The 11255-nt window shown below is 67.8% G+C and carries 14 protein-coding genes and 1 other RNA gene; 10 read left to right on the forward strand and 5 right to left on the reverse strand.

The window, feature by feature from the left end:
- Positions 1-99: 99 nt before the first annotated feature.
- Positions 100-441, reverse strand: a transfer-messenger RNA (tmRNA) gene (gene ssrA, locus AAHM44_RS11170).
- A gap of 61 nt (positions 442-502) precedes the next feature.
- On the opposite strand from ssrA, the gene AAHM44_RS11175 reads away from it, so the two are divergent.
- Positions 503-934, forward strand: a complete 432-nt coding sequence (locus AAHM44_RS11175) for an RrF2 family transcriptional regulator (protein WP_269573558.1) — start codon at positions 503-505, stop codon at positions 932-934.
- Here AAHM44_RS11175 and mscL read toward each other — a convergent pair.
- On the reverse strand, positions 931-1362 hold the full coding sequence (gene mscL / locus AAHM44_RS11180) for a large conductance mechanosensitive channel protein MscL (protein ID WP_342250030.1): 432 nt from the start codon (positions 1360-1362) through the stop codon (positions 931-933). The genes AAHM44_RS11175 and mscL overlap by 4 nt on opposite strands.
- A 160-nt stretch (positions 1363-1522) precedes the next feature.
- Here mscL and AAHM44_RS11185 point away from each other — a divergent pair, with 160 nt between their 5' ends.
- The 5 genes from AAHM44_RS11185 (at position 1523) to AAHM44_RS11205 (ending at position 4742) form a co-directional block, all read left to right on the forward strand.
- Complete coding sequence (locus AAHM44_RS11185; RefSeq protein ID WP_342250031.1) at positions 1523-2104, forward strand: LemA family protein; 582 nt, start codon at positions 1523-1525, stop codon at positions 2102-2104.
- Between the two features lie 134 nt (positions 2105-2238).
- Entirely contained in the window at positions 2239-2682 is a 444-nt protein-coding gene (locus AAHM44_RS11190) for a TPM domain-containing protein (protein ID WP_269573561.1), read from the forward strand.
- Positions 2679-3542, forward strand: a complete 864-nt coding sequence (locus AAHM44_RS11195) for a TPM domain-containing protein (protein ID WP_342250032.1) — start codon at positions 2679-2681, stop codon at positions 3540-3542. Before AAHM44_RS11190 ends, AAHM44_RS11195 begins: the two co-directional genes overlap by 4 nt.
- A 1-nt stretch (position 3543) precedes the next feature.
- Complete coding sequence (locus AAHM44_RS11200) at positions 3544-4215, forward strand: TPM domain-containing protein (RefSeq protein WP_269573563.1); 672 nt, start codon at positions 3544-3546, stop codon at positions 4213-4215.
- A 5-nt stretch (positions 4216-4220) separates the two neighbouring features.
- Positions 4221-4742: an NUDIX hydrolase gene (locus tag AAHM44_RS11205; protein WP_269576546.1), complete on the forward strand. Its 522-nt coding sequence runs from the start codon at positions 4221-4223 to the stop codon at positions 4740-4742.
- A 117-nt stretch (positions 4743-4859) separates the two neighbouring features.
- Here AAHM44_RS11205 and AAHM44_RS11210 read toward each other — a convergent pair whose 3' ends face one another.
- Both AAHM44_RS11210 and hrpB read right to left on the reverse strand, forming a co-directional pair.
- Entirely contained in the window at positions 4860-5144 is a 285-nt protein-coding gene (locus tag AAHM44_RS11210; protein WP_269573564.1) for an ETC complex I subunit, read from the reverse strand.
- 11 nt (positions 5145-5155) lie between these two features.
- Positions 5156-7585: an ATP-dependent helicase HrpB gene (gene hrpB / locus AAHM44_RS11215; protein ID WP_342250033.1), complete on the reverse strand. Its 2430-nt coding sequence runs from the start codon at positions 7583-7585 to the stop codon at positions 5156-5158.
- Positions 7586-7642: 57 nt separating this feature from the next.
- On the opposite strand from hrpB, the gene AAHM44_RS11220 reads away from it, so the two are divergent.
- The gene (locus tag AAHM44_RS11220) at positions 7643-7855 is read left to right on the forward strand and encodes a hypothetical protein (protein ID WP_269573566.1); all 213 of its coding nucleotides are present in this window, start codon (positions 7643-7645) and stop codon (positions 7853-7855) included.
- 43 nt (positions 7856-7898) lie between these two features.
- Here the strand turns inward: AAHM44_RS11220 and AAHM44_RS11225 are convergent, their stop codons facing one another.
- Complete coding sequence (locus AAHM44_RS11225) at positions 7899-8912, reverse strand: polyprenyl synthetase family protein (protein ID WP_269573567.1); 1014 nt, start codon at positions 8910-8912, stop codon at positions 7899-7901.
- Positions 8913-8988: 76 nt separating this feature from the next.
- Here AAHM44_RS11225 and AAHM44_RS11230 point away from each other — a divergent pair, with 76 nt between their 5' ends.
- From AAHM44_RS11230 to AAHM44_RS11240, 3 genes are read left to right on the forward strand one after another with little or no spacing between them, the layout of a single operon-like run.
- Positions 8989-9273, forward strand: a complete 285-nt coding sequence (locus AAHM44_RS11230; RefSeq protein WP_184162469.1) for a chorismate mutase — start codon at positions 8989-8991, stop codon at positions 9271-9273.
- Complete coding sequence (locus AAHM44_RS11235; RefSeq protein WP_342250034.1) at positions 9270-9977, forward strand: hypothetical protein; 708 nt, start codon at positions 9270-9272, stop codon at positions 9975-9977. Before AAHM44_RS11230 ends, AAHM44_RS11235 begins: the two co-directional genes overlap by 4 nt.
- A gap of 12 nt (positions 9978-9989) precedes the next feature.
- Positions 9990-11111, forward strand: a complete 1122-nt coding sequence (locus AAHM44_RS11240) for a glycoside hydrolase family 130 protein (RefSeq protein ID WP_342250035.1) — start codon at positions 9990-9992, stop codon at positions 11109-11111.
- Positions 11112-11255 lie beyond the last annotated feature (144 nt).

Raw genomic sequence — 11255 nt, forward strand, 5'->3', positions numbered from 1 at the left:
ATTCGGGAGATCGCCGTTCCGGGATCGCCCTTGCGGCATTTCGCTTAAGTAAAATGGGAAAGTGGGGAGCTTCTGTTGCCCGGTGCTCCCCGTACCGCTGGAATCCCCTTCTGTTGCCCGGTGGGGTCCAACCGCGCATTTTAGAGTAACCTTAAGCCGTTAGGCCTTGGGGTTACGCCGCAATAGCGAGTGCTTCGTTATCGTTGGCACTTGTGTAATGGACCGTCACAGTGGCCCACGCTGAGAGATAGATAGCGCTTTTCAACACACGTCGATCCTAGTTCGGCCCCGTCAGCAACTGCCTTGAGCAGGTAGCTGGTGGTGGAGCCGCCGGGTACCGCCCCCGGGTCCGCTGCGCCTATTGCACGCCTTCGTTTATCCCCATAGCCGACCGAAGCCGGCAGGACCCATATAGGGGCGGGATTCATTAATGAAAAGGTCAGGCGGGATGTCCTAAGGTCTTCACAGTGCCGCAAACTATTGGCATGGACGTTTTGAACCGATGTTGACCCAGCGTTCCCGCTACGCCCTTCGTGCGATGCTCTATCTGGCCGGACAGCCCATTGCGGGTGCGCCAACGCCGATGAACCGCATCGCCACCGAAGCGAATGTGCCGCGCAAGTTCCTTGAGCTGATCCTGGCCGATCTGCGCGAGGCGGGCTTCCTCACGTCCACGCGCGGCAAGGCGGGTGGCTATCGCCTGGCACGCGCCAAGCACCTGATCTCGCTCGGCGAGATCATCCGGGTGATCGAGGGGCCGCTGGCGCTGGTCCCCTGCGTCAGCCGCACTGCCTATCGCCCGTGCAATGACTGCAAGGACGAGGCGAGCTGCGCGATCCGCCACGCGATGGCGCGGGTGCGCGACGAGACCGCGCGTATTCTCGACGGCACCAGCCTTGCGGATGCCACCGCCGAGGATCTTGCCGCGGCCTAGGCCGCGTTCTTCTTCTTCAGCTCGTCGCGGATCTCGCGCAGCAGCGTCACGTCCGCCGGTTCGGCGGCGGCGGCTTCCTCCGGCTTCGGGATTACGCGGTTCACCGCGCGCACCAGCAGGAAGATGATGAAGGCGACGATCACGAAATTGACCGCCGCGGTGATGAACGCGCCATAGCCGAACAGCGGCACGCCGGCCTTTTTCAGCGCGGCATAGTCGGTCGATCCGGTCAGCGCGGCGGGGATCGGCCCCAGCGCGATGAAGTAGCTCGAGAAATCGAGCCCGCCGAAGATCTTGCCGATCAGCGGCATCAGCAGATCGTCGGTCAGCGAGCTGACGATCTTGCTGAACGCGGCGCCGATGATGACCGCCACGGCCAGATCGAGCACGTTGCCGCGCGAAATGAACGCCTTGAATTCCTTGAACATCGCTTCGGCTCCCAACCCCTGCCGCCAGCGCGCGGCATCTTTGCCATGAAGCACGCTTGTGGAGCTTGCGCAAACCGCCTGCGTTTCCGATTTAGCTTTCGAACCGAGGTGTTGCCACTGTATAAGACACTTCGAACCCGATCCGGAGGATCCTGACGTGATGAAGTTTCGTGCCCTTCTTGCTCTTGCCGGCGGCGCCCTGCTCGCAGGCTGCGGCCTCAACAGCGTTCCCACCGCCGAGGAGAATGCGAAGGCGCGCTGGGCCGATGTGCAGGCCAATTATCAGCGTCGCGCGGATACCATTCCCGCGCTGGTCAACACCGTGAAGGGCGCCGCTGCGTCCGAAGGCAAGATCCTGAACGATGTGGTCTCGGCGCGCGCCAAGGCGACCCAGATCCAGGTGACCGGCGACGACCTCACCGACGAGAACAAGATGTCGGCGTATAACCAGGCCCAGGCCGGTCTGACCCTGTCGCTCCAGCGCCTGCAGGAAGCCTATCCGCAGCTGCAGAGCCAGGGTAACTTCAAGACGCTGATGGACCAGATCGAAGGCAGCAACAATCGCATCACCATCGCGGTGCGTGACTACAACGCCGCGGTGCAGGCCTATAACACCCGCATCCGCACCTTCCCCGACGCGATCGGCGCCAAGATCTTCTACGGCGCCAAGCCGATCGTGCCCTTCAAGGCCGAGGCGGGTGCGGAGAGAATGCCCGACGTCAGCTTCGGGAACAGCAACTGATCCTGCGGGCGCTTCTCCTCTGCGGTGCGCTGGCGGCCTGCAAGCCGCTCGCGCACGATCCGCATGCCGTTGCGGCGGGATGCACGCCGGCGGCGGAGACGACGCCCGTCGCCGGTGCGGTCGAAGGGGCGGCGGTGCCCAATGCGCGGCCCGCCCCCGCCGGCTATGATTTTCCGGCGCTGACCGGCCGGGTGGTCGATTCCGCCAACCTGCTTTCGGTAAGCGAGCGGCGGCGGCTTTCGAACCAGTTGGTCGATGCCGAGAAGAAGTCGAAGCATCAGTTCGTGGTGGTCACGGTCAAGAGCCTCGGCGGGCACCAGATCGCCGATTATGGCGTGAACCTGGGCCGCACCTGGGGCATCGGCCGCAAATGCTTCAACGACGGGGTGCTGCTGATCGTGGCGCCCAATGAGCGCAAGGTCCGGATCGAAGTCGGCACCGGCCTCGAAAAGGCACTGCGCGACGAGGAAGCGGGCGCGATCATCCGCGACGACATCCTGCCGCGCTTCAAGGAAGGCAAGTTCGCCGACGGCATCTTCGCCGGCAGCGAAGCCATCATTCGCGAGATCACTGAATGAGTCTGTTGCGTAGCCTGCTCGCATTGCTGCTGGTCCTGGTGCCGCTTTCGGCACAGGCGCAGCCGGTTTTCCCCAAGCTCTCCGGCCGGGTGGTCGACGAGGCACATCTGCTCTCGCCCGCCCAGGTCGCCCAGCTCAACCAGCTCTCCGAGGACGTCCAGAAGGCCTCGACCCGCCAGTTCGTCGTCGCGACCATCCCCGATCTCCAAGGCTATGACATCCAGGATTACGGCTATCAGCTCGGCCGTGCCTGGGGGATCGGCCAGAAGGACGCCAATAACGGCATCCTGCTGATCGTCGCTCCCAATGAGCGCAAGGTCCGGATCGAAGTCGGCTACGGGCTCGAGCCGATCATGACCGATGGCCTGTCCAGCCAGATCATCAACGAGAAGATCATCCCCCGCTTCAAGCAGAACGACATGGCCGGCGGCATCGTCGCCGGCGCGCAGGCGATCGCCGAGCAGATGAAGCTGCCGCTCGAGGCCGCCGAGCAGCGTGCCCAGCAGAGCCAGGCCAAGGTCAGCGAGACCGCCAAGCGCCGCCAAGGCAATGGCGGCGGCTTCCCGATCGGGCTGATCTTCTGGGGCATCATCCTGCTCTTCGTGATCGTGCCGATGCTCGGGCTCGGCCGGCGCAAGCGGCGCGGCCCCTGGGGCCCGCGCTACCGCAGCGACGACAGCGGCGCGCTGCCGATCATCCTCTGGTCGATCGCCAACGAGATCGGCCACCAGGCCAGCCGCGGTGGCTGGAGTGGCGGTGGTGGTGGTGGCAGCGACTGGGGTGGCGGTGGCGGCGGCGGCGGTGGCTTCTCCGGCGGTGGCGGATCGTTCGGGGGCGGCGGCGCCTCGGGGAGCTGGTGAGATGCGATTGACCGATCAGGACCGCATGGCGGTCACCCAGGCCGTAACCGCCGCCGAGCTGACCACCAATGGCGAGATCGTCACGGTCGTCGCCGGGCGCTCGGATCCCTATCACGACGTCGCGCTGCACTGGGCGGTGCTGGCGATGCTGCTCGTCCTGGCGCTGCTCGCCTGGCAGCCCTGGCCGGCCGAATGGCTCCATTCGCGCTTCATCGACAGCTGGGCGCAGACCGTGCCGGCGCGCTGGTACCTCACCATCGCGCTGATCCTGATGGCGGTCACCTTCCTGGTCGCCCGCGTCGTGCTGGCGCTCGACGCGCTCCGCCTGTTCCTCACGCCGTCGGCGACCAAGAACCGTCGCGTCCACCGCCGCGCGCTCGAACTGTTCCGCGCCGCCGCCGAGAAGCGCACCCGCGGCTCGACCGGCGTGCTGCTCTATCTCAGCCTTGCCGAGCACCGCGCCGAGATCATCGCCGACGAGGCGATCCACTCGAAAGTCACGCCCGACGTCTGGGGCGCAGCGATGGCGGCGTTGCTCAAGGGCGTGAAGGCGGACAAGGCCGGTGATGGCATGGCCGAGGCCGTCCACCAGATCGGGCTGGTGCTCGCCGAGCATTTCCCGCGCAGCGCGGACGATGTGAACGAACTTCCCGACCGGGTGATCGAACTGTGAGCGACATGGAAGAAGAGATTGCCTGGGCCGGCAAGTGGATCACCGCCAAGCGCCGCGGCAAATGGGAATATGTCTCGCGCGCCAAGGGTATCCGCGCCGCGGTGATCGTCGCGATCGACGCCGACGACCATGTCCTGCTGGTCGACCAGTTTCGCGTGCCGCTCGGCAAGCGCTGTCTCGAGCTCCCCGCCGGCCTTGTCGGTGATGAGGCCGGCCGCGAGAATGACAGTCCCTTCGAGGCTGCCCGCCGCGAGCTGATCGAGGAAACCGGCTATGACAGCGCGGAGATCGAGGACCTGGGCGAGTATTTCTCCTCGCCCGGCCTGGTCAGCGAGAGCTTCACTTTGGTCCGCGCGCGCGGACTGACCAAGGTCGGCGAAGGCGGCGGGCTGGAGGATGAGGACATCATCGTCCACCGCGTGCCGCTGGCGGGGCTCCCCGATTTCGTCGCGAAGAAGCGCGCCGAGGGGCTGGCGATCGACGTGAAGCTGTTGCTGTTGCTGTCAGGCGCGCTGCTCGGCATCTGACCTTCGTCATGCTGAACTTGTTTCAGCATCCAAGGTCCCACCAGCGATACCGCCTGGGGAGAGTTGGACCCTGAAACAAGTTCAGGGTGAAGAAGTGCAGTGGAAGCGGTGAAGCGCTTACCGGAAGTTGTCCGCGTACGCCTGGAGCTTCAGCTTGCGCTCCGGCGCCGGCACCACATGGAAGGCCAGGCCTTCGCGCTCGGCATAGGCGGTGGCGGCTTCCAGCGTCTCGAAGCTCAGGCGCAGCTGGGTCGCGGTCGCGTCGCCGCCGGTCCAGCCGGTCAGCGGATCGGCCTTTTGCTGGCGGACCGGCTCGAACTCGAGGATCCAGCTGGTCGTGCGCGCACGGCCGGACTGCATGGCGTTCTTGGGCTTCTGAAAAATGCGAGCGGTCTTGGTCATGGTCATTTCCCTTAGCGCGGGCCGGCGGCCCTTGCATCTGCCTTTTTCGTCCTGAGCGTCGCCGATGCCGCGGCGGGATCCTCGGGCCAGGGATGGCGCGGATAGCGGCCACGCATCTCCTTGGCGACCGCGGCCCAGCTGCCTTTCCAGAAGCCCGGCAGGTCGCGCGTCGTCTGGATCGGCCGGCCGGCCGGAGAGGTGAGGCTCAGCACCAGCGGCGTGCCGTCGCCGAGCACCGGATGCGTGTCGAGCCCGTACAGCGCCTGCACCCGCACCTCCACCATCGGCCCGCCCTCGGCGGCATAGTCGATCGCATAGGTCGAGCCCTCGGGCGTCTCGAAGCGGGCGGGGGCAAGCCGGTCGAGCGCCTTCTGCCCGTCCCAGCCGAGCAGGTTGTTCAGCGCATTGGTCAGCCCCTCGACCGCATCCAGCCGCCGCTTGCCGCTGAGCAGGCCGGGCAGCCAGTTGTCCAGCTCGGCGAGCAGCCGCGCGTCGGACAGCGAATCATTGCCGGCATAGGCGGCGCGGGTGCGCAGCGCCTGGGCGGTGTCCGACCAGGGCAGCAGCGCCAGCCCATACTCGCGTACGCCTTCCAGCAGCGCCTTCTCGATCTCTGCCGGGCTTGCCGCCGAATCGGGCCCGCTCGACAGCCGGATCGCCCCGAGCCTGCGTTCGCGCAGCGCCTCGATCCGCCCGGTCCCGGGATCGAAGCGGACGCTGCGCCGCGTCTCGATCCGATCGGCAAACAGCGATTCGACTTCGGCCGGATCGATCGGCGCGGCGGAGAGGATGCGCGCGCCCGCCGCCATGCCCTGCGTCTCCGCCACCGCCAGCCATTCGGCGCGGGCGAGCGAGGAGGTCGGGTCGAGCTTGAACCCGCGCCCACCGGCCGAAGCCCAGGTCTCGCCGCTCGCATCGCGCCGCTTGGCGATCCGATCGGGAAAGGCGAGGGCGACACAGGCGGCGGGATCGCCGATCCCGTCATCGCCCACCAGCTTCGCCCAGCGCTGCGCCAGCCGTCGGGCATTCTCCGCCCGCGGCCCGCGCTCGCTTCGCCAGCGGCGCAGGCGCAGCTCGAGATCGGCGTCATTGCCGCCCAGCCCGCGCTCGCCGAGCAGCACCGCGATCTGCGCCGCCGTCCCCGCCATGCCGCGCTCGGCGGCGCGGACCAGCATATGGCCGAGCCGGGGCGGCAGCGGCAGCCCGGCGATCGCCTTGCCATGGGCGGTCGGGCGGCCGGCTTCGTCGAGCGCTTCCAGCGTCCCAAGCCGCTTGCGCGCTTCGGAGACGGCAGCCTCGGGCGGCGGATCGAGCCAGTTCAGGTCGCGCGGATCGCTCACCCCCCAGAGTGCGCAATCGAGCACCAACGCCGAGAGATCGGCTTCCAGTATCTCGGGCGGATCGAAGCGCGGCAGGCCGGCGGTCGCCGCTTCTTCCCACAGCCGATAGGCGACACCCGGCCCCTGGCGCGCGGCGCGGCCGGCGCGCTGGGTGACCGATGCCTGGCTCGCCCGCTCGGTAACCAGCTGGGTCATCCCCGCCGCCCGATCATAGCGCGGCCGCCGCGCCAGCCCCGAATCGACCACCACCCGGATGCCGTCGAGCGTTAGCGAGGTCTCGGCGATCGAGGTGGCCAGCACGATCTTGCGGCGCCCCTGTGGATCGGGCGTGATCGCGGCGCGCTGGGCGCCCGGCTCAAGGCTGCCGTGCAACCTGTGCACCACCGTACCGGGCACTTCGCCGATCCGCTCCGCGGTCCGCTCGATCTCGGCGACGCCGGGCAGGAAGGCGAGCACGCCGCCTTCGGCCTCGCGCAGCGCGAGCCGACAAGCCGCCGCCATCGAATCCTCGATCCGCGCCTCCGCCGCGCGGCCGATATGGCGCAACTCCAGCGGCCAGCTCCGCCCCTCGCTCTCGACAACCGGCGCATCGCCCATCAATCCCGAGAAGCGCGTGCCGTCGAGCGTTGCCGACATCGCCACCAGCCGCAAATCGGGGCGCAGTGCCGCCTGTGCGTCGAGCGCCAGCGCCAGGCCGAAATCGCTGTCGAGGCTGCGCTCATGGACTTCGTCGAACAGCACGGCGGAAACCCCCGCGAGTTCGGGATCGGCCTGTATGCGATTGACGAAGATGCCCTCGGTCACGACCGTCACCCGCGTCGCGGCCGATCGCTTGCTGTCCATCCGCGTCGCGTAGCCGAAGGTCTGGCCGACATTCTCGCCCGCGAGCGCCGCCATCCGCTCGCCCGCCGCCCGCGCTGCGAGCCGGCGCGGGGAGAGCAGCAGCACTTCGCCGGTGCACCAGTCCTCGCCAATCAGTGCCGGCGCCACCGCCGTGGTCTTGCCCGCGCCCGGCGGGGCGACCAGCACGGCATTGCTCCCGCCGCGCAGCGCGGCGAGCAGATCGGGCAATACGGCGTGGATCGGCAGCAAATCGTTCATGAGCGCTGCAACCATTTCCCCAAGCCGGTGTTACGCGCAAGCGAAGGAGGACCGGACATGGCGCGAACCCTGGCTCAATTTTCGATCACCGCCGATGGCGACGGCGATTACACGCTGCATCTCGAGGATGATGACGGCGAGACGCTGGAGTTCACCGCCAGCGAGGAGCAGCTCGACCTGATCGTCGAGGCGATCGAGGAAGTGCTCGATGCCGACGAGGACGATCTTCTGGACGACGACGAGGATGAAGACGAGGACGTCGAGGAATAGTCTTCGTCACCCCGGGCCGGGGTGACGCTGCCGTGCCCTGGAATCAATACGCCCGGGCGACCGCGAACTCGACCGCTTCGACCATCGCATCCTTGGCGGTGCCATTGGCGAAGATGCCCAGCGAATCGATCGCGCGCTGGCCGTAATGGCGGGCGCGGGCGAGCGTATCGTCCACCGAGCGGCTCGCCTGCACCAGCTTGATCGCCTCGGCGAAGTCGGCATCCGAATTGCGGTGGCCCGCGATCGCATCCTTCCAGAAGGCGCGTGCCGCCTCGTCGCCGCGCGCATAGGCGAGGATCACCGGCAGGGTCATCTTGCCTTCGCGGAAGTCGTCGCCGGCGTCCTTGCCCATCGTGCCCGCGTCCGAGACATAGTCGATCGCGTCGTCGACCAGCTGGAAGGCGATGCCCAGGTTGCGGCCATAGGCGTCGAGCGCCAGTTCCTCGGCTTCCGAGCGCTCGGCGACCACCGCGGCGATGCGGCAGGCGGCGGCGAACAGCGCGGCGGTCTTGGCGCCGATGATGTCGAGATAGCGTTCCTCACCCAGGTCGAGCCGGCGCACCGCGGTGAGCTGGTTGACTTCGCCTTCGGCGATCACGGCGCTGGCGTTGCTGAGGATGTGGAGCGCCTTCAGGCTCTCGCTCTCGACCATCAGCTCGAACGACTTGCTGAACAGGAAGTCGCCGACCAGCACGCTGGCCGGGTTGCCCCAGATGATGTTGGCGGTGCGGCGGCCACGGCGCAGGTCCGAGCTGTCGACGACATCGTCGTGCAGCAGCGTCGCGGTGTGGATGAACTCCACCGCGGCGGCGAGCCGGTGGTGGCGGGTGCCCGGATAGTTGAGCAGGCGCGCCGCCGCGAGCGTCAGCATCGGCCGCATCCGCTTGCCGCCGCCGGCGATCAGATGGCCGGCCAGCTCCGGAATCAGCGGAATCTCGGACTGCATGCGATCGAGGATCACCGCGTTCACGAGGTTCATGTCCTGGGCGACGAGCGCCATCATCGGATCGAGCGAGGGGGCGGGGCCGCCGCCAAGGCGATGGATGGTAGCGCTCATGGGCCAAGCCTCTGGCGGGTGCGGCGCACAAAGGCAAGACTTGCGTGACCTTACGTCCTGCGCAAAGAGGATGGCGATGTCCGACGAGACCCTCAACCGCTACCGCCAGAGCATCGACAATATCGATGCCGCGCTCGTGTTCCTGCTCGCCGAGCGCTTCAAGGTCACCCAGGCGGTGGGGCGCTACAAGGCGGAATCGGGCCTGCCGCCCGCCGATCCCGGCCGCGAGGACCGCCAGATCGCCCGGCTGCGCGAGCTCGCCAAGACGGCGGACCTCGATCCGGAATTCTCCGAGAAGTTCCTGCGCTTCATCATCGACGAAGTGATCCGCCACCACGAGCAGCTGCGGGACGAGAAATGAGGCGGGCCGCCGCGCTCCTGCTGCCGGCGCTGATGCTGGCGGGCTGCGGCGGCAACCAGGCGCAGAAGCCGGCGCCGTCTCCCTCGCCGAGCGAGAGCCCCACGCCCGCGCTCGATCCCGCCGCGCGGCTTGCGGCCGCGGTCAAGGCGTCCTTCCCCGAAGGCGTCAACCAGGGCCCGGTCACCTTTGACGACAACAAGCTGGTCGATACTGGCTTCGGCCCGGTGCTGGTCAGCCACGGCCATGTCCGCGATCCCGCGCATGTCGATGCCGGCACGATCGCGGTCCATTATCTCGATGCGGACGGCACCGGCTTCAAGGTGCGCAAGGCCTATCCCAAGGCGGCGGAGAGCGGCAGCTTCGGCGACCTCGCCGAATGGTCGGTCAGCGACAAGTTCCTCGACCGGCCGGTGGTCTATGTCGAGGGTGGCGGCACCTGGCAGGGATACACGTGCAGCTTCACCACGCTCGTCGCGCTCAACCCGGAGGGGCCGAAGGAAGTGGCCTCCTTCCAGTCCGTCTATGACAATGGCGGCGCGGTCGAGGACAATGCCCAGTCGGTCCGGGGCAAGATCGGGGCGATCCGAAAGGGTATCGATTTCACCGTGAAGTTCGAGGGAACCCGATCCTTCGCCGAGCGATACGTCTGGAGAGATGGCAAGTACCAGCGCGAAGGCGGGGAAAGCCAGGTTCCATCCTGTTGAGGGGGTAGAGACGTGGCGGCGGACGATGATTTCCTGATCTTCCGCCCCGACGATGTCGACCTGTCCCGCTCCCCGCTGCGCAAGGGCGTGGCCGAGCCGACCCATGTCCTCGGCGCCTTCAACCCCGGCTTCGCGCGCCTGCCCAACGGTAACCTGCTGCTGATGGTCCGCGTGGCGGAAGCGCTGCGCGATCCGGTCGATGGCGAGCATGCCCGGGCGGTGCGCTGGACGCCTTCGGGCTATGTCCTCGATCGCCACGCCGTGGCGGGCATCCAGATGGACGACCCGCGCCAGTTCGCGCTCAAGGACCGCAACCCCCGCCTGCTCGGCCTCACCTCGCTCTCCTGGCTGCTTCCCGTCGAACTGAGCAGGGACGCGAGCAAGATCGTGAAGATCCATTACGACAAGGCGATCGAGCCCTCGGCGTCGTTCCTCGACTACGGCGTCGAGGATGCCCGGATCAGCCTGGTCGGCGGCAGCTGGTGGATGACCGTGTGCGGCGTCTCCGCCGAGCGCCACTGCACCGCGATGTACCACTCGGTGAACGGGCTCGACTACAAGCTGCTCGGCGTGGTGCTCGATCACCAGAACAAGGACATGATCCTGTTCGAGGGCAAGCCAGGCGGCAAGTACATGGCGCTCACCCGCCCGCTTGGCGAAGTCTATTTCGCCTATCCAGAGGACTCCCCCTGGCTCGGCGGCCCCTCGATCAACATGGCGCAGTCGCCCGATGGCCTGCATTGGAAGCCGCTCGACACGCCCGGCATCCGCGCGCGCAAGGGGACCAGCTCTACCCAGCGGATCGGCGGGGGCAGCCAGCCGGTGCTCACGCCGCAGGGCTGGATGCTGATCTATCACGGCGTCGAGAAGCAGGGCGCGGTCGGCGTCTATCGCAGCTTCTGGGCGCTGCTCGACAAGGACGATCCCTCGAAGATTCTCCGCCTCGAGGACGAGACCCCGCTGATCGAGGCCAACCCGGCACTCACCGATCCGATCGCGCACCAGCTCTATCTGCCCACCCCCGTGGTGTTCACCACCGGCGTGGCCGACGCCGGCGACCATTATATCGCGGCCAGCGGCGAAGCCGATCTCGCCTGCCGCATCACCCGCCTGTCGAAGGAGCGGTTCCAGTGAGCTGGCCTTTCTGCTCCCCGGGGGGGGGGGGGGGGGGGGGGGGGGGGGGGGGGGGGGGGGGGGGGGGGGGGGGGGGGGGGCGGGGGGGGGGGGGGGGGGGGGGGGCGGGGGGGGGGGGGGGGGGGGGGGGGGGGGGGGGGGGGG

The sequence above is a fragment of the Sphingomonas sp. OTU376 genome, assembly GCF_038440415.1.
Taxonomy (GTDB): Bacteria; Pseudomonadota; Alphaproteobacteria; order Sphingomonadales; family Sphingomonadaceae; genus Sphingomonas; species Sphingomonas kyeonggiensis_A.